19 protein-coding genes are annotated in these 23,408 nt (G+C 65.0%); 6 read left to right on the forward strand and 13 right to left on the reverse strand.

All coding sequences use genetic code 11. The annotated features are described in order from the left end of the window. Positions 1–6: 6 nt before the first annotated feature. The 10 genes from gfa to ACY65G_RS19130 all read right to left on the reverse strand — a co-directional run bounded on the left by gfa (position 7) and on the right by ACY65G_RS19130 (position 12,269). Positions 7–585, reverse strand: a complete 579-nt coding sequence (gfa, locus tag ACY65G_RS19085; protein ID WP_464998879.1) for an S-(hydroxymethyl)glutathione synthase — start codon at positions 583–585, stop codon at positions 7–9. Between the two features lie 59 nt (positions 586–644). Further along, positions 645–1,751 (reverse strand): S-(hydroxymethyl)glutathione dehydrogenase/class III alcohol dehydrogenase, encoded by a 1,107-nt coding sequence (locus ACY65G_RS19090; protein ID WP_464998880.1) that lies wholly within the window; start codon positions 1,749–1,751, stop codon positions 645–647. A 207-nt stretch (positions 1,752–1,958) separates the two neighbouring features. Next, positions 1,959–4,274, reverse strand: a complete 2,316-nt coding sequence (locus ACY65G_RS19095) for a TonB-dependent receptor (RefSeq protein ID WP_464998881.1) — start codon at positions 4,272–4,274, stop codon at positions 1,959–1,961. Positions 4,275–4,915: 641 nt separating this feature from the next. After that, complete coding sequence (locus tag ACY65G_RS19100; RefSeq protein ID WP_464998882.1) at positions 4,916–5,599, reverse strand: response regulator; 684 nt, start codon at positions 5,597–5,599, stop codon at positions 4,916–4,918. A gap of 94 nt (positions 5,600–5,693) precedes the next feature. Further along, a complete protein-coding gene (locus ACY65G_RS19105; protein ID WP_464998883.1) occupies positions 5,694–6,821 on the reverse strand; it encodes an acyl-CoA dehydrogenase family protein in 1,128 nt (375 codons plus the stop codon). Positions 6,822–6,855: 34 nt separating this feature from the next. After that, the gene (locus tag ACY65G_RS19110) at positions 6,856–7,524 is read right to left on the reverse strand and encodes an SDR family oxidoreductase (RefSeq protein WP_464998884.1); all 669 of its coding nucleotides are present in this window, start codon (positions 7,522–7,524) and stop codon (positions 6,856–6,858) included. Continuing rightward, the gene (locus ACY65G_RS19115; protein WP_464998885.1) at positions 7,524–8,723 is read right to left on the reverse strand and encodes an acetyl-CoA C-acyltransferase; all 1,200 of its coding nucleotides are present in this window, start codon (positions 8,721–8,723) and stop codon (positions 7,524–7,526) included. Before ACY65G_RS19115 ends, ACY65G_RS19110 begins: the two co-directional genes overlap by 1 nt. Then, positions 8,720–10,519, reverse strand: a complete 1,800-nt coding sequence (gene aceK / locus ACY65G_RS19120) for a bifunctional isocitrate dehydrogenase kinase/phosphatase (RefSeq protein ID WP_464998886.1) — start codon at positions 10,517–10,519, stop codon at positions 8,720–8,722. The genes ACY65G_RS19115 and aceK overlap by 4 nt, the downstream gene beginning before the upstream one ends. A 52-nt stretch (positions 10,520–10,571) precedes the next feature. After that, on the reverse strand, positions 10,572–11,756 hold the full coding sequence (locus ACY65G_RS19125; protein WP_464998887.1) for an isovaleryl-CoA dehydrogenase: 1,185 nt from the start codon (positions 11,754–11,756) through the stop codon (positions 10,572–10,574). A gap of 102 nt (positions 11,757–11,858) precedes the next feature. Continuing rightward, positions 11,859–12,269, reverse strand: coding sequence for a MerR family transcriptional regulator (locus tag ACY65G_RS19130; protein WP_464998888.1), 411 nt, complete (start codon positions 12,267–12,269; stop codon positions 11,859–11,861). A gap of 82 nt (positions 12,270–12,351) precedes the next feature. On the opposite strand from ACY65G_RS19130, the gene ACY65G_RS19135 reads away from it, so the two are divergent. After that, entirely contained in the window at positions 12,352–13,398 is a 1,047-nt protein-coding gene (locus tag ACY65G_RS19135; protein ID WP_464998889.1) for an MBL fold metallo-hydrolase, read from the forward strand. Between the two features lie 330 nt (positions 13,399–13,728). Next, positions 13,729–14,136, forward strand: a complete 408-nt coding sequence (locus tag ACY65G_RS19140; protein ID WP_464998890.1) for a hypothetical protein — start codon at positions 13,729–13,731, stop codon at positions 14,134–14,136. Positions 14,137–14,149: 13 nt separating this feature from the next. Here ACY65G_RS19140 and ACY65G_RS19145 read toward each other — a convergent pair whose 3' ends face one another. Next, positions 14,150–14,782 carry a UbiX family flavin prenyltransferase gene (locus tag ACY65G_RS19145; protein WP_464998891.1) on the reverse strand — a complete coding sequence of 211 codons (633 nt, stop codon included), beginning with the start codon at positions 14,780–14,782 and terminating at the stop codon, positions 14,150–14,152. 7 nt (positions 14,783–14,789) lie between these two features. Then, the gene (grxD, locus tag ACY65G_RS19150) at positions 14,790–15,107 is read right to left on the reverse strand and encodes a Grx4 family monothiol glutaredoxin (RefSeq protein ID WP_464998892.1); all 318 of its coding nucleotides are present in this window, start codon (positions 15,105–15,107) and stop codon (positions 14,790–14,792) included. Positions 15,108–15,335: 228 nt separating this feature from the next. Here grxD and ACY65G_RS19155 point away from each other — a divergent pair, with 228 nt between their 5' ends. Next, entirely contained in the window at positions 15,336–15,878 is a 543-nt protein-coding gene (locus ACY65G_RS19155) for a DUF2812 domain-containing protein (protein WP_464998893.1), read from the forward strand. A gap of 23 nt (positions 15,879–15,901) precedes the next feature. Here ACY65G_RS19155 and ACY65G_RS19160 read toward each other — a convergent pair whose 3' ends face one another. Beyond that, entirely contained in the window at positions 15,902–18,250 is a 2,349-nt protein-coding gene (locus tag ACY65G_RS19160) for a Tex family protein (protein ID WP_464998894.1), read from the reverse strand. Positions 18,251–18,416: 166 nt separating this feature from the next. Here ACY65G_RS19160 and ACY65G_RS19165 point away from each other — a divergent pair, with 166 nt between their 5' ends. The 3 genes from ACY65G_RS19165 (at position 18,417) to ACY65G_RS19175 (ending at position 23,319) form a co-directional block, all read left to right on the forward strand. Continuing rightward, positions 18,417–21,548: a DEAD/DEAH box helicase gene (locus ACY65G_RS19165; protein WP_464998998.1), complete on the forward strand. Its 3,132-nt coding sequence runs from the start codon at positions 18,417–18,419 to the stop codon at positions 21,546–21,548. A 10-nt stretch (positions 21,549–21,558) separates the two neighbouring features. Continuing rightward, positions 21,559–22,569, forward strand: coding sequence for a PAS domain-containing sensor histidine kinase (locus tag ACY65G_RS19170; RefSeq protein ID WP_464998895.1), 1,011 nt, complete (start codon positions 21,559–21,561; stop codon positions 22,567–22,569). Positions 22,570–22,638: 69 nt separating this feature from the next. Beyond that, positions 22,639–23,319 carry a response regulator transcription factor gene (locus tag ACY65G_RS19175; protein WP_464998896.1) on the forward strand — a complete coding sequence of 227 codons (681 nt, stop codon included), beginning with the start codon at positions 22,639–22,641 and terminating at the stop codon, positions 23,317–23,319. Positions 23,320–23,408: the final 89 nt, after the last annotated feature.

Below are 23,408 nucleotides of genomic sequence, written 5' to 3' on the forward strand. Positions count from 1 at the left end.
GCCTCCTCAGCCTGCCTGGTGCAGCGTGCCCGCCCGTTTGGCGGCGTTGGTGGCCAGCGCATCCATCAGCGGTGGAGACAGGCAATCGTAGGCAGGCAGCCCGAGTTCATCCAGGCGCGCGCGGATCGCTCCCATCTGTTCCGGATCGGCGCCCGACTCGATGACGGACGAGACGAACGCCGCGAACGTGGGCGGCGCCCAGCCGGCTTCGCGGGACAGTTCCGTGTGCACGAAGTCCAGGCCGTAGAACGCGTGCTGGTCGTTGTCGATGCGCCCATACAGGTGCACGCCGCAGCCGGTGCAGGCATGGCGCTGGATGGTGGCGGCCGGGTCCACCACGTGCAGCTTGTGGCCGTTGGCGGTGACTTCGACGTTGTCGCGGCCGACCACGGCGACTTGCGAAAACAGCGCGCCCTCCGGCTTCCAGCATTTGGTGCAGCCGCAGGCGTGGTTGTGCGCCACCTGGCTGCCGATGCGCACGGTGACGGGATCGGTGGCGCAGCGGCACGTCAGCGTGCCGCCCTGGAAGCCCGGCGTTTCCGGGGCGATGCCCGCATCGATGGCGGGATGGATGTGGATGGCCATGCTGTGTCTCCTCGTTGTGATTCGTGATTCGTGATGCGTGATGCGTGATGCGTGACGGGTCAGTACAGGACGACGGAACGGATCGATTCGCCCCGTTTCATCAGCTCGAAGCCTTCGTTGATGCGCTCGAGCGGCAGGGTGTGGGTGATCAGGTCGTCGATATTGAGCTTGCCGTCCATGTACCAGTCGACGATCTTCGGCACGTCGGTGCGGCCGCGCGCGCCGCCGAAGGCGGAGCCTTTCCATTGGCGGCCCGTGACGAGCTGGAACGGCCGCGTGGCGATTTCCTCGCCGGCGGCCGCCACGCCGATGATGAACGACTGGCCCCAGCCCTTGTGCGTGCATTCGAGCGCCTGCCGCATCAGCGCCGTATTGCCGACGCACTCGAACGAGTAATCGGCGCCGCCCCCGGTCAACTGCACGATGTGGTCGACGACGTTTTCCACCTCGCGCGGATTGACGAAATCCGTCATGCCGAAGCGGCGCGCGATGTCGACCCGGCCGGGATTGATGTCGATGCCGATGATCCGGTCCGCGCCGACCATCTTCGCGCCCTGGATGACGTTCAGCCCGATCCCGCCCAGCCCGAACACGGCCACGTTGGCGCCCGCTTCCACTTTCGCCGAGAACACGACGGCGCCGACGCCCGTGGTCACGCCGCAGCCGATGTAGCACGCCTTGTCGAACGGCGCATCCGCGCGGATCTTCGCCAGCGCGATCTCGGGCACCACGATGTAGTTCGAGAAGGTCGACGTGCCCATGTAGTGCAGGATGGGCTTGCCGTCGAGGGTGAAGCGGCTCGTGCCGTCCGGCATCAGGCCACGCCCCTGCGTCGCGCGGATCGACTGGCACAGGTTGGTCTTGCGGGACAGGCAGAACTTGCATTGCCGGCACTCCGGCGTGTACAGCGGGATCACATGGTCGCCGGCCCGCACCGACGTCACGCCCGGCCCCGTTTCCAGCACGACGCCGGCGCCTTCATGGCCGAGGATCGCCGGGAACAGGCCTTCGGGATCGGCGCCCGACAGCGTGTAGTAGTCGGTATGGCAGATGCCGGTGGCCTTGATTTCCACCAGTACCTCGCCGGCCTGCGGCGGTGCAAGGTCCACGGTCTCGATCGTCAGCGGGGCGCCTGCCTGCCAGGCAATGGCAGCTTTTGTCTTCATCGTCTCTCCTGGGGCGCCGGACCGTTCCGGTGCCATGGCGCGGCGCACGGCGGCCGCAAGGAGGTAATGGCAAATTGCGTGCCAATGATCCTGGCAGGACAAATACGGAGGATCGTGCGGGGAGCGTGCCTTGAACGCGGCATCGTGCGGAGCGGGTGTGCAGGATCGGATCACCCGGCGCCGCGGCTGTTCCGTTTCCGGGGCGTGTCAGAAACGGTAGCGCAGGCCGGCCAGCACCGTGCGCGGTGCACCGGGCGCGACGAAGCGGGCCGGTGCCGCCTCGGCGCCGGGCGCCAGCGGCCTCCCGCCCGGGAACACATCTTCCGCCACGGTGCCGTAGGTTTCAAAGCGCCGGTCGAACACATTGTTGACCCGCACGAACACTTCCCAGCCGGGTGCCGGCTGCCAGCCGGCGCGCAGGTGCAGCAGGGCATGGCCGCGAATGCGCCAGTCGGCCCGCTGTGGTGGCTCGCCGTCCTCGGCATCCTCCGTCAGGCCGTCCTCGTTGCCCTGCGTGAGCAGGTTCGAGACCGCCAGCACGTCCACGCCCATGGTCCAGCCAGGTGCGGGAGCCCAGTCGGCGCCCAGCTTCAGCGTATGCCGCGGCAGGCCCGCCAGCCGCGTTCCCGAGGTTGCTTGCACATTGCGTGCGCCTGTGAACAGCACGCCGTCGGCGGCATAGACGGCGGCCAGGTAACTGTAGCTGGCCCGCAATGTGACGTCGCCCAGCCGCGCCGTGCCGCCGGCATCGACACCCGCGTGGCGCGTGCGCGGGAAATTGGCGAAATAGCCCTGCTGGCTGGTGCCGGCACTGTGGAACAGGATGTCGTCGCGGTTCACGGTGCGGTACAGCGACAGCGTCGCGTCCACGTTGGCCGTGCGCCAGCGCGCGCCCATTTCAACGGTGCGCGACACCACCTGGCTCAGGTAGGGGTCCGCCTGCAGCCCTACCGGCAGGCGGCAAGGCTGTTCCGGATCGGCACAACCCAGCTCGATCACGGTTGGCACACGGTTGCTTTGGGCCACGTTGGCAAACAGCGTCAGCGCGGCATCGACCTGCCGGGCAATGCCGAGCGACGGGTTGAGCTTGCGGTAAGTGAAAACCTCGCGCGGCTGCACGCCATCGTCGTTCGTCAGCGTATTCGCCACCCGGGCATGGTTGAACCGCGCCGACAGCGTGGCATAGGTGCCGGGCGCCAGCCGCCACGTATCGCTCGCGTAGAGGCCCGCCATGCGGGCACGGCCGGTGACCGACGAGGACGGTTCACGTTCCTCTTCCGGATCGGCCAGCACCTCGCGCGTGGCGCTGAAAAAGCCTTCCTGCTCGAACTGGGCAAAGCGGACGCGGTTGCGGTCGAACGACAGACCCGCGCTCAGCTGGTGATCGCCGCGCGTGACGGCCAGCTGGACGCTGGCGCCTTCGCCACGCTGCCGTGAAGCCGTGGTGTTCAGTACCGCGGGATGGGCTGGGGGCTGGACGTCTGCGTCGCAGCCCGGTTCGTCCGGCTCTTCGGCGCAGGCGGCGGTATCGGCTTCTTCGCCGTCGTCGTCGTTCACATCGCCGTTGACGGTGTCGCGCCGACTGTGGCGGACGTAGGCGGATGCCGTCAGTGCGGCCCCGCTGCCGAGCTGCTGCTCCAGGTGGAAGGCCAGCTGGCCGAGCCGGTTGCGCGTGCGGTCGGGGTGGGTATAGACGGCGCGGCGGTCCAGGTCGTACAGGCCGGGCGCGTCCGCCGTGCCTCCCGGCAGCAGCCCGTTGCCGAGCAGCCTGCTGCGCCCGCCCAGCAGCGACACGCTCCAGTCCGACCCGCCAGCGCTGCGGCCCACTTTCAGGAACACGTTACCGAGCCGGCCCGCCGAATGGTCGCGCCAGCCGTCTTCATCGAAGGCCGTTGCCGCCAGCAGCGTGTGCCATCCGGCCGATGCGGTGCCGTAGGACATGTCGAGCCGGCGGCGCGCGCCGCTGCCCAGCGTGGCTTCCGCCATCAGGCCGGGATGGCTGCGGCCCGACTTGGTCGTCAGTGCCAGCGCGCCGCCCAGCGTATTCAGGCCATACAGCGGGTTCGAGCCAGGCACCAGCAGGATCGCGCCCAGCGCTGCTTCCGGCACCATGTCCCAGTTGATCACGTCGCCGAACGGCTCGTTCACGCGCACGCCGTCGAGGTACACGGACAGGCCCTGGCCCGAGCCCAGCACGGGCGACGCCCGGTAGCCGCGGAACGTGACGTCGGTCTGGAACGGGCTGCCGGAAATATCGTTGACATGGATACCCGCCGCATGACGCGACAGGTAGTCGGCCAGGGTGTCGGCGCGCGCCTGCGTGACCTCCCGGTCGGTGGCGCGCTGCACGGCATACGGCAGGCGGTCGCGCTCGATGGCGGCGGCCGATTGCGGCGCGATGCCGACGATTTCCACGATCGGCAGCGGACCAAGGGGGAAGTCCGGCGTGCCGGAGTAGGCGGCGGGAGCAAGCAGCACCGCGCCGGCGGCAAGCGGTGTGCATAGCAGTAAACGGAATCGCAAACGGAACCGCAAACGTAACGGCGAACGTAGCGGCGAACAGGCAGTTTGCCGGGCTGGCCGGCCGGCTTTCGAACTTTTCAAGATAGGACTCGCGGGTGGCAATATCGCTGAGTCTTATCCTGAAGCTAATTGCATGCCATGCCTGGCTGGACGGGGACTGTACCTGATCCGGTACAGTTGCGCCGGAGACGGTTCAATCGCCAGCCCTGGCGCGGCAGGCGGCCAATCGTGGCGTGCGCCGCTGCACATGCCGTGGTTGGGGCGTCTGATGCATTCAGTTGGTGCTTGGCCGACATGCAGACACCCCGAAAGCGAAGGGCTGGGGTCAGGGAGAGTGTGAGCCTGCAGGCTCACACCGTGCCACAGGCACGGAGCATGCTCCGCGAAGCTGCGGCCATGCAGGGCCGCATCGTTCCGCAGGCGCGGAGCATGCTCCACGAAACCCCTGCGTCACCCCCTGTGGCACCCCGTCGGGGCTATGCCGGGATTTCAAGGAGCACCGCTCCTCGCCGGCAGCGCGGTGCTGGCCTGCAGGCCAGCGCTTCTCCCTGACCCCGGAATCTGCCTCTGGGTTTGGCTTATCTAAGCGGCATTAGCCTCGGGCGGAGAATTTTCCGCTGAAACTGAAGTTCCGTGGATGCTTACTGCGACCACGCGGAAGGGGAGAACAAATAGCCTTCGCCCCACACGGTCTTGATCTTTTCCGAGTCGGCATCGTCGAACTTGCGGCGCAGTTTCGAGATGCTGTTGTCGATGCTGCGGTCGAGGCCGTCGAATTCGATGCCGCGCATTTTCTTCAGCAAGGCGTCGCGCGACAGCACGGTGCCGGCCGATTCGGCCAGCACGAGCAGCAGCTTGTATTCGGTATTGCTCAGCACGCAGGGTTCGCCGCGCCAGGTAACCGTGCGGTCGCTGGTGGCGATCGACAGCGCACCGAACGTGAGCGCATCGCCGGCGCTCTTGCCCTGGGCGCGGCGCAGCAGCGCGCGCAGGCGGGCCAGCAACACGCGCGGCTGGACGGGCTTGTTGATGAAGTCGTCCGCGCCCTGTTCCAGCAGCGATACCTCGTCGTAGGAATCCTCGCGGGCCGTCATGATGAGGATCGGCACCTTCGTGATGTCGCGCAGCTGGCGGCAGACGAGCATGCCGTCGAGCCCGGGCAGCATCAGGTCCAGCACCACGATGTCGGGCGGGCTGGCCTTGAAGCGCGCCAGCGCCTCGTCGCCGCGGCCCACCACCTCCACCTTGAATTCATAGCCCGCAAGATATTCCGTGACCAGATCGGCCAGGCGGGTGTCGTCTTCCACCAGCATCACTCGATACATAGCAAATCTCCTATTTGTCCATTTTATAAGAGCAATGGCAAAAAAAGATCAACTGGTACGCCGGAGGTACAAAACCATACAGTTTCGTGACAACTTACAGCGCCCGGGCGATCAGCAGTTTCTGGATGTCGGAAGTGCCCTCGTAGATCTGGCAGACGCGCACGTCGCGGTAGATCCGTTCCACGGGGAAGTCGGACACATAACCATAACCGCCGTGCACCTGGATCGCATCCGAGCACACCCGTTCCGCCATTTCGGACGCGAACAGCTTGGCCATCGCCGCTTCCTTCAGGCAGGGCAGTCCGGCATCCTTCATCGACGCCGCGTGCAGGATCAGCTGGCGCGCGGCCTCGATCTGCGTTGCCATCTCGGAGAGTTTGAATTGTACCGACTGGTGCTGGAAGATTGGTTGCCCAAATGTCTCACGTTCCTTCGCGTAGGCAAGCGCGGCTTCGAAGGCGGCGCGCGCCATGCCCACCGCCTGCGACGCAATGCCGATGCGGCCGCCTTCCAGGCCGGACAGGGCGATCTTGTAGCCCATGCCTTCCTCGCCGATCAGGTTTGCCGCCGGGATGCGGCAGTTGTCGAACACGATCTGCGCGGTGTCGGACGAATGCTGGCCCATCTTCTGCTCGAGCCCGGCAACGATGTAGCCGGGGGCCGAGGTTGGCACCCAGAACGCGCTGATGCCCTTCTTGCCGGCGGCCTTGTCGGTCACGGCCAGCACGATCGCCACGTCCGCGTACTTGCCGGACGTGATGAATTGCTTGGTGCCGTTGATCACGTAATCGTTGCCGTCGCGCGTGGCCGTGGTGCGCAGCGCGGCCGCGTCGCTGCCGGTGTGCGGCTCCGTCAGGCAGAACGCGCCCAGCATCGCGCCGGTGGCAAGCGGGCGCAGCCATTGCTCTTTCTGCGCCGCGTTGGCATACATCATCGCAATGCTGCACACGGGGCAATTGTTGACGGAAATGATCGTCGACGTGCCGCCATCGCCGGCCGCGATTTCTTCCAGCACCAGCGCCAGCGACACGTAGTCGAGGCCGGCGCCGCCGAGCTCTTCCGGCACCGCCACCCCGAACGCGCCCAGCGCCGCCAGTTCCTTCAGTTCCGCCTGCGGGAAATGATGTTCCTTGTCCCAGCGTGCCGCCTGCGGCGCCAGGCGCTCGCGCGCATAGTCGCGCAGCGCATCGCGGATCATCCGGTGTTCTTCGCTCAGTACCATGTCTCGTCCATTCTCTTTTCTTTGTCGTGTTCGATCACCAGCCGATCGGCTGCCCGTCGTAGGTGACGAAGACCGGTTTCGGGGAGGCGGGCAGGGCAGCGAGCGTGGCACGGATGCCGCTGGCGCTGTCCGCCGGATCGAGGTCGGCGCCAGTGCCGCCCATGTCGGTGCGCACCCAGCCGGGGTGCAGCGCCACGCACGTGGCGCCCTGTTCGCCGAACGTCAGCGCCGTGTCGACCAGCACCGAGTTCAGCGCCGCCTTGCTGGCGCGGTACAACGAGCCGGTCGCACTGTGCCGCTCGCTGATCGAGCCCATCCTCGACGACATGACGGCCAGCTTGCCGCCTGCCGCGGCCACCATCGGGGCAACGATCGGCAGCAGCCGCATCGCGGCCAGCACGTTGGTGTGCATCACGTTGTCGAAGTCCGCCTGGACGGGGAAACCATCGTGCCGCGGGCCGTACACGCCGGCGTTCAGGACCGCCACGTCGACGTGCTCGCCGTCGAGCTTCCAGCCCAGGCCGGCAACGGCCTCGACGTTGTTCACGTCCAGCACGTGCGTTTCCGCACCCAGCGCGGCCAGTTCCGCGCCATCGTCCGCCTTGCGGGCCGTGGCGATCACGCGCCAGCCGTCCTTCAGGTACTGGCGCGCCAGTTCATGGCCGATGCCGCGCGAGGCGCCGATGATCAGGGCCACCGGCATCAGACGAGCTCCACGCCGACAGCCGTGGCTTCACCGCCGCCGATGCACAGCGCCGCGACGCCGCGCTTGCCGCCGCGGTCCTTCAACGCGCCCAGCAGGGTGACGATGATGCGTGCGCCGGAAGCGCCGATCGGGTGGCCCAGCGCACAGGCGCCGCCATGCACGTTGACCTTTGCATGCGGAATGTCGAGCTCGTGCATGGCCGCCATCGGCACCGCCGCGAACGCCTCGTTGATTTCAAAAAGGTCCACGTCCGACACCTTCCAGCCGTTCTTGTCGAGCAGCTTTTTGATGGCGCCCACGGGGGCCGTGGTGAATTCGTTCGGCGCCAGCGCATTCGTGGCATGGCCGACCAGTCTGGCAATGACGGGCGCACCGAGCTTCTGCGCGGTGGATTCGCGCATCAGCACCAGCGCGGCGGCGCCGTCGTTGATCGACGACGAGGAAGCGGCCGTGATCGTGCCGTCCTTCTTGAATGCCGGTTTCAGGGTAGGGATCTTTTCCAGCCTGGCCTTCGCCGGGCCTTCATCCTTGTCGATGACGGTGTCGCCGCCGCGGCCCGAAACGGTCACCGGGGCGATTTCCCAGGCGAACTTGCCACCGGTCGACGCCGCCTGTGCGCGCTTCACGGATTCGATCGCGAACGCATCCTGCTGCTCGCGCGTAAAGCTGAACTTCGTCGCGCATTCCTCGGCAAACGTGCCCATCGAGCGGCCGCCGCCGGTTTTTTCATCCTTGCTGTACGCGTCTTCCAGGCCGTCCAGCATCATGTGGTCGAACAGCATGCCGTGGCCGATGCGGTAGCCGCCGCGGCCTTTCGGCACCAGGTAGGGCGCATTGGTCATCGATTCCATGCCGCCGGCAATGACGACTTCCGCGCTGCCCGCCACCAGCTGGTCGTGCGCGAAGATCGCCGCCTGCATGGCCGAGCCGCACATCTTCGACAGCGTGACGGCGCCGGTGGACGTGGGCAGGCCGGCCTTCAGCAGCGCCTGGCGCGCCGGTGCCTGGCCCTGGCCCGCCATCAGGCAGTTGCCGAAATAGACGTGCTCGACGAGCTCGGGCGCAATGCCGGCCCGTTCGACGGCGGCCTTGATCGCGACGGCGCCGAGGTCGTTGGCGGACAGGCTGGAAAAATCGCCCTGGAAGGCGCCCATCGGGGTGCGAGCGGCGCCGACGATAACGACAGGATCATTCATTTCATGGTCTCCATTGGAGGCATCGCGGTCGATGCCGTGATAGTGCAAAATCGGATGGCTTGCGGGTAGGGGAACACGTCGTCGACGATGCCGTCGAGGATGCGTTGCTTGCACGCCTGCCACCATTCGGGTGTCAGCAGTTCGGCATGGTGCCGCAGGAAGCTGCGGCGGATGTTCGGGTTACCCAGCAGGAACTGGCCGAACTGTTCGGGGAATACGTCGTGCTTCGCGACCGGGTACCACGGTTCGGAGGCCATTTCCTCTTCCTCGTTGCGCGCGGCCGGGATTGCGCGGAAATTGCAGTCGGTGATGTATTCGATCTCGTCGTAATCGTAGAACACCACGCGGCGGTGCCGGGTCACGCCGAAGTTCTTGTACAGCATGTCGCCGGGGAAGATGTTCGCCGCCACCAGGTCGCGGATCGCGTTGCCGTATTCGACGACCCCATGGTCCAGCGCGGCCGCGTTGCCGGCTTGCCCGGCCTGCATGAGCCAGATGTTCAGGGGCGTCATCCGGCGCTCGATGTACAGGTGCCGGATCACCAGCTGGTCTCCTTCCTCTTCGACCAGCGATGGCGCGTGGTGTTGCAGTTCCGCGAGCAGCGCTGCGGCGAAGCGGGCGCGCGGGAAGGCCACGTTCGAATACTCCAGCGTGTCCGCCATGCGGCCGACCCGGTCGTGGTTCTTCACGAGCAGGTATTTTTCCTTGACCTGGGCACGCGTGGTGTCCTTCGGCGGCGGGTAGAAGTCCTTGATCACCTTGAAGACATACGGGAACGATGGCAGCGTGAACACCAGCATCACCAGGCCGCGGATGCCGGGCGCGGTCTCGAACAGGTCCGACGAATGCTTCAGGTGCTGCAGGAAGTCGCGGTAGAACGCCGTCTTGCCCTGCTTTTGCAGCCCCAGCACGGTATAGAGTTCGCTGCGCGGCTTGCGCGGCAGCAGGGTGCGCAGGAATTGCACGCAGGCGGACGGCACTTCCATGTCCACCATGAAGTAGGCGCGCGTAAACGAAAACAGGGCCTCGATGTATTGCTGGTCCATCAGGACCGTGTCGATCAGGAGCTTGCCGTCATGGTCGTGCAGGATCGGCACGACGAACGGCAGCTCGCGGTCGCCGTTGATGGCCTTGCCGACGAGGTAGGCGCCCTTGTTGCGGAAGAACGGGCTGGACAGCACCTGGAACTGCGCATTCGGCGCCAGGTCTTCGAAGAACGGGGCGAGCCGCTCTTCGACGCGGGCGATGTCGCGCGGCAGGTCGGCGAACGCGGTGGCGAACTGGACATCGGAGACGATGCGGCCCAGCGTGGCGCGCATGCCGTCCGCGCCGGGGTAATACACGCGGTAGGTCGGCGCCGGTTCTGCCGTATCGATGTACTCGGTGGAGACGACCGGGCGCACGAAGATGAACTCGTTGTTGAAGTAGCGGCGGTGCAGGATGTTGCAGCACACGGAATTGAAGAACGTTTCCGCCAGCTCGGGGCGCTTGTGACGCGTCAGCAGGCCGATGTAATGCAGCTTCAGCTCGCGCCACACGTCGTCGGTCAGGTCTTCCGGTGCGTAGTCGTCTTCCAGCAAGTGCACGCACTCCTGCACGCGGCGGTCGTAGAACCCGATGCGTTCGCGGGCCGCCTCCTGCGCCACCGCCCATTCCCCCCGCTCGAAATGGCCACGCGCCTCCCGGCTGGCCTGGCGGAACAGGCGATAGTGCTTGTCGAAGCCATCGAGGATCGCGCGCGCGATATCGAACGCGATCTGCGAGGACAGCAGCTTGGGAAAGGCGGGCTGGGTCATCGTCATCTTCACGGCTCAGTTCGCGGACGGGGCTCAGCCGTAAGGGCTCGGATTACATCGTTTCCGCGAACAGTTCGCGGCCGATCAGCATGCGGCGGATTTCGCTGGTGCCCGCGCCGATTTCGTAGAGCTTCGCGTCGCGCCACAACCGTCCCACGGGGTACTCGTTGATGTAGCCGTTGCCGCCGAGCGCCTGGATCGCCTCGCCGGCCATCCACGTGGCCTTTTCGGCGCTGTACAGGATCGCGCCGGCAGCATCCTTGCGCAGTGCGCGCACCTGCTCGGGTAACGCGGCGCGGTCACAGGCCTGGCCCACGGCATACACATAGGCCTTGCATGCCATCATGGTCGAGTACATGTCCGCCAGTTTTCCCTGCATCAGCTGGAATTCGCCGATCGCCTGGCCGAACTGCTTGCGGTCGTGGACGTAGGGAACCACGACATCCATGCACGCCTGCATGATGCCCAGCGGGCCGCCGGACAGCACGGTGCGTTCGAAGTCGAGGCCGGACATCAGCACGTTCACGCCCTTGCCTTCACCGCCGAGCACGTTCTCGACGGGCACCTCGCAATCCTCGAACACGAGTTCACCCGTGTGCGAGCCGCGCATGCCCAGCTTGTCGAGCTTTTGCGCGATCGAAAAGCCCTTGAAGCCCTTTTCGATCAGGAACGCGGTCATGCCGCGCGGGCCCGCTGCCAGGTCGGTTTTCGCGTAGACGACGAGCGTGTCCGCGTCCGGTCCGTTGGTGATCCACATCTTTGTGCCGTTCAGCACGTAATGGTCGCCTTTGCGGTCGGCGCGCAGCTTCATGCTGACGACATCGGATCCCGCGTTCGGCTCGGACATCGCCAGCGCGCCGATGTGCTCGCCGGAAATCAGCTTGGGCAGGTACTTGCGCTTCTGTTCTTCGTTGCCGTTGCGCTTGATCTGGTTGACGCACAGGTTCGAGTGGGCGCCATACGACAGCCCGACGGAGGCGGAAGCGCGCGAAATCTCTTCCATCGCCACGATATGGGCCAGGTAGCCCATGCCCGAGCCGCCGTATTCCTCGCCCACGGTAATGCCGAGCAGGCCCAGTTCGCCCAGCTTGCGCCACAGGTCCATCGGGAACTGGTCGGTGCGGTCGATTTCCGCCGCCCGGGGGGCGATTTCCGCCGCGGCGAACTGCTGCACGGCTTCGCGCAGCGCGGCGATGTCTTCGCCATGGTCAAAGGTCAGGCCTGGGAGATGCAGCATGTCGTCCTCGTCTCTCTTGATGGGAATTAGCGATTAATTCGATATTACGTTAACGTAAACGTAAAGTCCCGCGCAGGCAAGGGCCTTGTGGCCCCCGCGAGCTCAGCCGTTGGTCCCCAGCCGTTCGCCATGTTCCTGGGCGGCCAGCAGCCGCCGGCACTCTTCTTCGTGCGCGGCGATCTCGGCCAGCGACATCTCGATATCCTCGCGCTGCTGCTCCAGCGTTTCACGGTGCTGTGCCAGCACGTTGAGGAAGCGGTGCATCTGCGCCGCCGTATCCTTCGGCGTTTCATACATGTCGACCAGGCTCTTGATCTCGGAGAGCGACAGGCCGAGGCGCTTGCCGCGCAGCGTGAGTTTCAGGCGGGTGCGGTCGCGTGGCGTGTACACGCGGTTGCGGCCGCCGGCACCTTCGCGCGATGGCGACAGGATGCCCTGGTCTTCATAGAAGCGGATGGCGCGGGGCGTGATGTCGAACTCGCGGGCCAGCTCGGTAATGGTGTAGGTGGACATGGCTTACAATGAGTGTTTCCGTTTACGTTACGTCAATGCGGAGCGTCCAAGCATTGTAGCGCACCGCCACACAGGAGAATCGATGAATCCGCTCGAAGCCCAGCTGCATTATCCGTTCGGCGACACGGTGCCCGCACCCGGCGACGCCATCGATATCGGCCCGGGCATCCGCTGGCTGCGCCTGCCGTTGCCGTTCGCGCTGGACCATATCAACCTGTGGCTGCTCGACGATGCGCAAGGCACGCTGACCGTCGTCGATTGCGGCGCCGCCACCGATGCCAGCCGCGCCGGATGGGAAGCGGTGATGGCCAGCCATTTCGGCGGCAAGCCGCTGGGGCGCGTGCTCGTCACGCATTGCCATCCCGACCACGTGGGGCTGGCGGACTGGCTGTGCACGCGCTGGGATGCGCCGCTGGCGATGACGGCCGGCGAATACGGTTTTGCGCGGATGATGGCGGCGGCGCTGCCCGGCGTCGATGGCACGGGCGCCGTCGAGCACTTCCGGCGGCATGGACTCGTCGATGCGGACATGCTGGAAAAAATGCAGAGCCGGAAGAATTACTATCCATCGCTCGTGCCGTCCGTGCCGGCTTCCTATTTCCGCCTGGAGCATGGCCAGCAGGTGGACATCGGCGGCCATGCCTGGCGCGTGATCACGGGTTTTGGCCACTCGCCCGAGCATGCTTCGCTGTATTGCGAGGCGCTGAACGTGCTGGTCGCCGGCGACATGGTGCTGCCGCGCATTTCCACCAATGTCTCCGTGTTCGCGATCGAGCCGGAAGGCAATCCGCTGCAGCAATACCTGGATTCGCTGGAACGTTTTGCCGGCCTGCCGGACGATGTGCTGGTGCTGCCTGCGCACGGCAAGCCGTTCCGTGGCCTGCATACGCGCATCGCGCAATTGCGCGACCACCATGCCGCCCGGCTGGAAGAAGTTGTCGCCGCCTGCGCAGAACCGCGCTCGGCCGCGGACATTGTCCCATTGATGTTCCGCCGTCCATTGGACGCCCACATGCTCAGCTTTGCGCTCGGCGAGGCGCTCGCCCACCTCCACAAATTATGGCGTGACGGTATCGTGCGCCGTGAAACGGATAGTGGCGGCATCATACGATTTCGTACTAGCTACTAATAAAGTAGCCCTACTTCTAAACCCTGTATCTGTAACCCTTACGCAGGGATGCCTGAACACGCCGATGAGGAGAAATCCAGCATGGCCACTCCTCCCTTCATGTCATCCCTTTAGTTGCATAAATCACAACCATTGTGTCTGACGAGACAAGCAAGGCGCCAGCAAATTGCATGCAATCACGCAACAAGTTGCGCGAAAAAGTTGCTTTAGGGCTGGAATGGGTGATTGATTGGAGGTTACAATGTTAATTGTATCCACCACCAATTTGTCACAATTGGTCTGAGCACACTTGAGACTGACATTCAGGTCGTGACATGAAATAGTGCAACTATGAATTCTTCGAATGAACGCGAAAGCTTTAGCCAGCGACTCCAGCAGGCTTTGAAAAATGCTCACTATTCCCCTGACAGTCCCACAAGGCTGGCACGGGAATTCAACATCCGGTTCGAAGGGCGGCCGATCACCGTGCACGCGGCACGAAAATGGCTGGTGGGCGAGGCAATCCCCACGCAGGAAAAATTGCGGATGATTGCGCAATGGCTGGGCGTGCCGGCGGAATGGCTGCGATTCGGCGGGGCGGAAACGGCGGCACCGGCCGGCGAGGGCGCCAATGGCTTGTCGCGGTTCGAATCGGCGGATGTAAAGCTGATCGCGGACCTGCAGCGCCTGGATGAACATCACCGGCAGATCGCACGCGAATTCATCCGCATGCTGGTGCGGGTCAACTACCAGAAATAATGGCGCGGGCCGGCTAGCCCTGGCTGGCCAGGCCGTTCCAGCGCGGCGTCGTGCCGCCGGCCGCTTCCAGGCCAACGAGGTCGAGCACCCTGGCCACCGTGTGGTCCACGATGTCGGCGATCGTTTGCGGCCGGTGGTAAAACGCCGGCAACGGCGGGAAAATGATGCCGCCCATTTCCGTGACGGCCGTCATATTGCGCAGGTGCGCCAGGTTGAAAGGCGTTTCGCGCACCATCAGCACCAGGCGGCGGCGCTCCTTCAGCATCACGTCGGCGGCGCGTGCGACCAGGTTGTCGGCCAGGCCATGGGCCACGGCAGCCAGCGTTTTCATCGAGCAGGGAGCGATCACCATCGCGTCGGTCAGGAATGATCCGCTGGCGATCGACGCGCCCACGTTATGGGCCTTGTGCACGACGTGCGCGAGCGCTTCCACTTCGCGCCGGGCCAGGCCCGTTTCCTCATGCAGGGTGAGCACCGCGGCGTCGGAAATCACCAGGTGAATCTCGACCTGGAGAGGCGTCACGCCGGGCAGCGAAGGTGTCGCGGGCGCATTGAGCGCCCCCAGCATTTGCAGCAGCCGCACGCCATACACGGCGCCGGTTGCGCCCGTGATGGCAACGACGATCCGCCGCGGGCGCCCGGTCATGCGAGATTCAGCCCTGGTTGTCCAGCAGCGTCTTCAGCTCGCCCGACTCATACATCTCGTTCATGATGTCCGAACCGCCGATGAATTCGCCGCGCACGTACAGCTGGGGAATCGTAGGCCAGTTCGAATATTCCTTGATGCCCTGGCGCACTTCGGGGTCTTCCAGCACGTTGACGGTGGCGATATTCTCGACGCCGCAAGCCTTCAGGATCTGGATCGCGCGGCCGGAAAAGCCGCACTGCGGGAATTGCGCGGTGCCTTTCATGAACAGCACCACCGGGGTGCCCGTCACGGTTTGCTTGATCCACTGTTGTACGTCGCTCATAGCTGCCTCAATAAGAAAAATATCGGAAATTTCGGAATACCGGCATTTTACAGGGATTCCCTTGTCCGTTGCAGGACGGGCCCGCGTCAAGTCTCCCCTGCGGCAGCCGCTGCGTCAGCGGCAGGCGGTGCTACCGCACTGTAGCTTTTGCGCCGCGGCGCATAGTTGCCTCCGTGCTACCATAATCCGCTGGTAGCGCTCTCTGAAACAGGACAGGAGGATCGCGGGATGGAAGGAAACCGGGGCATCAGGCGGGTCAGGAAGATCAGGCTGGGAGCCGCCTGGCATCCCGAGCGCATCGAGCGCTGGCTGGAACGCCAGTCGGCCCAGGGCCTGCACCTGGAATCGGTGGCGCCCTTCGGCATCTATACCTTCCAGGCCGACCTGCCCGAGCCTTATGACTACCGGATCGACTTTGCTTCCACGAAGGAGATCGAAGACCCCCACTATGCCGAGGCGCCCAAGGCCGCCGGCTGGAAGCTGGCCGGCCACTCGATGAGCTGGATGCTGTGGCGCGCGCCGAAAGGGGAGGCGCGCGACATCTTTACCCATGCGCCCGCGCGCGTCTCCACCTATCGCCGCCAGGCCGTGGCGATGCTGATCATCGCCGGCATCCAGGTACCGCCGCTGGTCAGCGGCACGATGGCGCTGCGCCAGCACGACGAGCTGGCCTGGGCCAGCGTGCTGATCCTGTCTTCGGCCGTGATGTCGCTGGCGCTGTATGCGCTGGCCCGCGTGACGGGCCGGCTGCTCAGCGTCAAGGACTCCTGACCGCCCGGCAGCGCCTGCCGCCGTCAGCCGCGCAGCTTGGCGAACGCGGCCGCCATCGAACCGCCCATCGCCGGCTCGCGCGCCGTGTTCTTCTGCTGCTGGCCCATGGCGCGGCGATCGTTGCGGTCGCCCTTTTGCTCGGGCCGCGAGCCGGCCGCCGGCGCATTGTCCGACAGGCGCATGGTGAGGGCGATGCGCTTGCGCTTCACGTCCACTTCCAGCACCTTCACCTTGACCACCTGGCCGGCCTTCACGACCGTGTGGGGATCCTTCACGAAGGTATTCGACAGCGCCGAGATGTGCACCAGGCCATCCTGGTGCACGCCGATGTCGACGAAGGCGCCGAATGCCGCCACGTTGGTGACCACGCCTTCCAGGATCATGTCCGGCCGCAGGTCGGCGATCTCCTCCACGCCTTCCTTGAAGGTGGCCGTGGTGAATTCGGGGCGCGGGTCGCGGCCCGGCTTTTCCAGTTCCTTCAGGATATCGGTCACCGTGGGCACGCCGAACTTGTCGTCGGCATACTTTGCCGGCGACAGCGTCTTCAGCACGGACGTCGCGCCGATCACCGACTTGATGTCCTTGCTGATGTCGGCCAGGATCTTTTCGACGACCGGATACGATTCCGGGTGCACCGCCGAGGCATCGAGCGGATTGTCGCCATTCATGACGCGCAGGAAACCGGCCGCCTGTTCGAACGTCTTGTCGCCCAGCCGCGGCACTTTCTTCAGCGCCGCGCGCGACGTGAAGGCGCCCTTCTGGTCACGGAAGCTGACGATACTCTGCGCCACGCTGGCGGACAGGCCCGACACCCGCGCCAGCAGCGGCGCCGATGCGGTGTTCACGTCCACGCCCACGGCGTTCACGCAATCCTCGACCACGGCATCGAGCGTGCGCGCCAGCTGGGACTGGCTCACGTCGTGCTGGTACTGGCCCACGCCGATCGACTTCGGATCGATCTTGACGAGTTCGGCCAGCGGGTCCTGCAGCCGGCGCGCGATCGACACGGCGCCGCGCAGCGACACATCCATGTCCGGCAATTCGCGCGAGGCGAATTCGGAGGCCGAATACACCGACGCGCCTGCTTCGGAGACGACGATTTTCTGGAGCTTGAGCTCTTGATTGCGCTTGATGAGGTCCTGCGCCAGCTTGTCCGTTTCCCGCGACGCGGTGCCGTTGCCGATCGAAATCAGCGACACGTTGTGTTTCGCGGCCAGCTGGCCCAGCACGTGCAAGGTGCCTTCCCAGTCGTTGCGCGGCTGGTGCGGATACACGGTGGCGGTATCGACGACCTTGCCGGTGGCATCGACCACGGCCACCTTCACGCCGGTGCGCAGCCCCGGGTCCAGGCCCATCGTCGCGTGCGGGCCGGCAGGGGCCGCCAGCAGCAGGGCCTTCAGGTTGGTGGCGAACACGCCGATGGCATCGAGCTCGGCCTTCTCGCGCAACGCGCCCATCAGTTCCGTTTCCAGGTACATGAAGCTTTTCACGCGCCAGGTCCAGCGCACGGTGTCGGCCAGCCACTTGTCGGCGGGGCGCCCCGCCTGCCTGATGCCGAACCGGGCGGCGATGCGGCTTTCGCAAGGGTTATGCGGCGCATCCCATTTCGGTTTTTCCGCTTCGGTATCGAGGCGCAGCGTCACGTCCAGCACGCCTTCACGCCGGCCGCGCATCAGCGCCAGCGCACGGTGCGACGGCACGGTGGACAGCGGCTCGGCGTAATCGAAATAATCGGCGAACTTTTCCCCGGCTTCCTGTTTGCCTTCGATAACTTTTGATTCCACCACGCCATGGTCTTGCACGTATTCGCGCAACGACTGGACCAGGTTCGCGTCTTCGGCGAAGCGCTCCATCAGGATCTGACGGGCGCCGTCCAGCGCGGCTTTCGTATCGGCCACGCCGGCATTGTTGCCATCGGGCGTCGTGAATGCTTCACGCAGGAATTGCGACGCTTCCGCTTCCGGATTCAGCGCGGGATCGGCAAGCAGGTTCTCCGCCAGCGGCGTCAGCCCGGCCTCGATAGCGATCTGCGCCTTCGTGCGGCGCTTCTGCTTGTAGGGCAGGTACAGGTCTTCCAGACGGGTCTTGTCCTCGGCATGCAGGACGGCATCGAGCAGCTCCGGTGTCATCTTGTTCTGCTCGGTAATCGACGCCACGATGCTGGCGCGGCGGTCTTCCAGCTCGCGCAGGTAGCGCAGGCGCTCTTCCAGCAGGCGCAGCTGGATATCGTCGAGGCCGCCGGTGGCCTCCTTGCGGTAGCGGGCGATGAAGGGGACGGTGGCACCCTCGTCCAGCAGGGCGATCGCGGCGGCCACCTGGGCCGGCTTGGCGGCCAGCTCGACGGCCAGGCGTTGTTCGATGGAAGGCAGCATGTGTTCAGTTCGGTTCTCGACAGACAAGCTTTTAATCATACCCGACGGCACCGCGCCATGTGGAGAAGCCCGATAAGTTAGAACATATACGAACACAGGAAGGCTGTTGGCGGATAATATTGCATGTTGCTGTTTTTGAACCGTCTTGAATACACCGATGCGACCAATGGATTTGACCCGCGACGAAGCCCCTGCAACTCCCGCTGCACCCGCCCCCGCTCCCGCCAGTCCGCCGGCAACCCAGTTGCCCTATGCGGTCGCCATCTGGTTGCAGCGGGTTGATGCCGCTGCGCACCCGAAGGCAAAACTGACTCCGGTCGATCCCGATCCGAAGCAAACCAGTTACAAGCTCATCTACGTGCTGGCGCCCACGTCCGGCGGCCGGCACGTGGCGCTGGCGCTGTACAAGGCGCGGCTGCGCCCGAATGGCGACGTGGCCGCCGCCAGCCCCGTCAACGAAGTGTTCTCGCTGCTGTCGGCACCGCCGCCGTTCCTGGAACCGGGCGACGAGGACCTGGTGCGCTTCTTCGTGGCCATGCGGACCGGGCCGAATTCGCCGACCGGCAGCGCGACCGAGCCACGCGGCAAGATCGGCGCGGCACTGCTGCAAATGCTGTCCGAGCAAGAAAAGCTGCTGTGGGCAAATTCGTGGGCGGACGTGGGCAACGGCCTCGTCTATCCGATGAAAGCCGGCCAGGGGCGCACCGCCAACCTGGCCTGGCGCGAAGAGGGCAAGGGTTTGCGGCTGGGCTGGAAAGTGGAAGAACCGGCCAATGTGCCGGCCAATGCCCGCCATGCCGGCGCCGACCAGATCGACTACATGCTGCCGACGGAACCGCCGTGGTATATCGACAACCTGTCGTGCGGCGTGCTGCACCTGAACCAGGGCGGTGCCGACATTGCGCTGGCCGAGCTGCAGGCACTGGTTGCCCAAGCACCATTGCTGATGCCGAACGATAAGATGCGCGTGTCGCAGTTGCTGCTCGCGCACGGCCTGCAGCAGCTGATGCCGCTGCCGCAGCCATTGCCGCAGCGCCTGCGCGAAGACGTCAAGCCGCGCCCGATCCTGGTGCTCGATGCGGCCCAGCTGTCCGATGGTTCGGTGCAGAAATGGCATGACTACGCAGTGCTGTCGTATGACTACGATGGCGAGCGTGTATCGTTCGACCCATCGCAGCGCGTGGTGCGCCAGCGTGGCGAGGTCACCGAGATCATCGTGCGCAACGAGGCGCTGGAAACGGCAGCGCTGGAAACGCTGACGCAGCTGGGCTTCCGCAAGCCGACGGCGCTGCCGCTGTCGTCTGTGCGCGGCGGCCTGCTGCTGGCTGGCCAGGCCGACTGGATCCGTTTTGCCGAGTCCGGCATCGAAGCGCTGCAGGAGGATGGCTGGCAAGTCGAAAAGACGCCGAAATACCGCTACGATGTGGCGCCGGTGGAAGAGTGGTATGCCGAGATCGAGGAAGAGGGCGCGGAGACGGGCAATGCCTGGTTCGAGCTGGAACTGGGCATCACCGTGGGCGAGGAACGCGTGCCGCTGTTGCCGGTGCTGGTGCAGATGATCCGCAACATGCCCAACGATTTCAGTACCAAGGCGCTGTCGGCGCACGGCGAAACGGACCAGATGCTGGCCACGCTGCCCGGCGGTACCCGCGTGGCGCTGCCCTGGGCGCGCCTCAGGCCGATCCTTGGAACGCTGGGCGAGCTGTATTTCAACGACAAGATCCGCCACGCAGTGCGCATGAGCACGCTCGATGCGGCGCGGCTGGACGAACTGGCCCGCACGGGCGAGTTCCAGTGGACGGGCGGCGAGGAGCTGCGCGAGATGGGGCGCCGGCTGAACCAGTTCTCGGCCGTGAAGCGCGTGGCCACGCCGGCCAGTCTGCAGGCCACGCTGCGCGATTACCAGAGCGAAGGCCTGGCATGGATGCAATTCCTGCGTGAATACGGTCTGGCCGGCATCCTGGCCGACGATATGGGCCTGGGCAAGACGGTACAAACGCTCGCGCACATCCTCGTTGAAAAGGAATCGGGCCGGATGACGCATCCAACGCTCGTCATCGCGCCGACGTCGCTGATGGGCAACTGGCAGGATGAAGCGGCCCGCTTCGCCCCGAGCCTGAAAACCCTGCTGTTGCAAGGCAAGGATCGCGCCGAGCTGTTCGACAAGATCCCGGAAGCGGACCTGGTGCTGACGACGTATGCGCTGCTGCCGCGCGACGAGGAAAAACTGCGCGAGCACGACTTCCACCTGGTGATCCTGGACGAATCGCATTACATCAAGAACACCCGGTCGAAAGCAGCGCAGAGCGCGGGCCTGCTGCGTGCGAAGCACCGGCTGTGCCTGTCCGGCACGCCGCTGGAGAACCACCTGGGCGAACTGTGGTCGCAATTCCACTTCCTGCTGCCGGGCTTGCTGGGCGATGAAAAATCGTTCAACTCGCAATTCCGCCACCCGATCGAGCGGCAGGACGATCCGCAGCGCAGGATGCTGTTGAACCGCCGGATCAAGCCGTTCCTGTTGCGCCGCACGAAAGACAGCGTGGCCAAGGAATTGCCGCCGAAGACGGAAATGGTGCGCAAGGTCGAACTGACCGGTGCGCAGCGCGACCTGTACGAAACCGTGCGCCTGGCGATGGACCAGAAGGTGCGCGAGGAAATCGACCGCAAGGGCGTGGCGCGCAGCCAGATCGTGATCCTGGAGGCGCTGCTGAAGCTGCGCCAGGTCTGCTGCGATCCGCGGCTGGTGAAATCGCTGTCCGCCCGCAAGCAGCAGGCTGCCGGATCGGCCAAGCTGGCCGACCTGATGCAGATGCTGGAAGACCTGCTGGAGGAAAAGCGCAAGATCCTCGTGTTCTCGCAATTCACGTCGATGCTGGAACTGATCCAGGAAGAGCTCGACTCGCGCGACATTCCGTATGCGCTGCTGACCGGCGAAACCCGCGACCGCGGCGCCCAGGTGGCCGCGTTCCAGCAGGGCGCCGTGCCGATCTTCCTGATCAGCCTGAAAGCGGGCGGCGTGGGCCTGAACCTGACCGCGGCCGATACCGTCATCCACTACGACCCATGGTGGAACCCGGCCGCGGAGCAGCAGGCCACCGACCGCGCATGGCGCATCGGGCAGGACAAGCCGGTGTTTGTCTATAAACTGATCGCCAAGGGCACGCTGGAAGAAAAAATCCAGGTGCTGCAGCAGAAGAAGGCCGACCTGGCGCAATCCGTGCTGGCCGAGGGGGAATCGCAGAAAATGGCACTGACGCAGGAAGACCTGCAACAGATCTTTGCACCGCTGATCGACTGAGACACGACGCATGGACGAAGCTGGCTACCGCATGATGCTCGAGTACGGCACCGACGTCCACTGGATGCTCGACTGTACTACGGGGCAACTGCTGTATGTCAGCCCGGCCGCGGAACGGCGCTTCGACTGGGCGCCGGAAGAGGTACTGGACCGTGCCCTGGCCCTGGCCGGTCCCTTGCTGCAGGAGCTGCCCGAACGGCTGGAGCGTTTCCGCCAAGGGGACGACAGCCGCCGCACGCTGGTGCGCGAGGCGGAACTGGAAGGCATTGCCGTGGAGATCGAATCCACGCTTGTCGACAGTACGCGGCTGGTCGGCGTGGTGCGCGACATTACAACGCGCCGCGAGTTCGAGCGGCAGCAGAAAAAATTCGCTTCCATGCTGTCGCATGAATTCCGTTCGCCGCTGGCCACGATCGATGGCGCCATCCAGCGCCTCGTCATGACGGACAAGGGTGCCGACGAAGGCACCACGAAGCGCTACCACAAGATCCAGGGCGCGGTGGACCGGTTGCTGGCCATGGTCGAGGAATACCTGTCGCCCGACCGGCTGGCGTCGATCGGGCGGCGCCAGCGCGAGAATGGCATCGTACCGGCCGCGCTGATGGAAGCGGCCGCGGCTCAGGCGCGCGCGCGGCGTTCCGCGATTGTCGTGCAGGCCGGCGATGCGCCCGCCTGGGTGCGCGCCGACCCGGAAGGCATGCGGATGTGCCTCGACGTGCTGCTCGACAATGCCGTCAAGTACACGCCGGCCGAGTCGCCGATCGTGTTGTGGGCGGGCAAGGCCGCCGAAGGCGGGGTGCAATTCACCGTCGCCGACAGTGGCCCGGCGATCCCGGAAAACGAAACGGGGCGCCTGTTCGACAAGGGATTTCGCGGCAGCGCCGCCGCCGGGACAGCGGGCTCGGGAATCGGCCTGTACATGGCGAAAGCCGTGATCGAAGTGCACGGCGGCACTCTCAGCGTGCAAAACTTGCCTGAAAGCGGCAAGAAGTTCCGGATTTGGCTTCCGGTCGCCGTATAAACCTTGCGCCCTACCCGTTACTCCCGTGATAATTCTTTGGGTAGCGAAACAACATCAAAATGGCCATCGATGACGCAGATATTGATCGTGGAAGACAACCTGGAGTACGCCGAAGAAATGGCTGACTACCTGGGGGAATTGGGACACGGTGTGAGCATTACCAGCAACGCGGGCGAGATGTGGTCCGCGTTAAGCCAGGGTAATGTTGGCGTCGTCGTGCTGGACCTTGGTCTGCCCGACGAGGACGGTATCAATGTGATACCCAGGATGCGTCAATTGTATCCCCAGATCGGCCTGCTCGTGCTCACGGGACGCGTCAATTTCGACAGCCGCATCCTCGGCCTGCGCCTGGGCGCCGACCATTACCTGACAAAGCCCATCAAGTTTCCCGAACTGGCTGCCCATATCGAGGCGCTGGACCGTCGCGTCGGCCCGCAGGAAACGGCGCCGGTACCCAGCAAATGGACCCTGCGGCTGTCTGCCCGCCAGCTCGAACTGCAAGGCCAGGCCATCACGCTGACGGAAAAGGAATGCAATTTCCTGCACCTGCTGACGATCAATACGCGGCCCGTGCCGCGGCAGGTGATCGTGGCGGGCATCGGCGGCGACGATCCCGATGCCGGACGCCGCGTGGACATGCTGGTCTACCGGCTGCGCAAGAAGGCGCGCTCCGCGCTGGGCCAGGACCTGCCGCTGCGCAGTGCCTATGGCGAAGGGTACAGCCTGTCCACCAGCTTCAATCTGTCGTAGCTGGTAATTAATCAGGGACAGGGTCAGAGAGAAATTTTCATTCTCTGAAACAAATAGGGACAGGGTTGTGACGGCAAGGGTATCATGGC

The organism is Pseudoduganella sp. jia 12 (assembly GCF_055502675.1).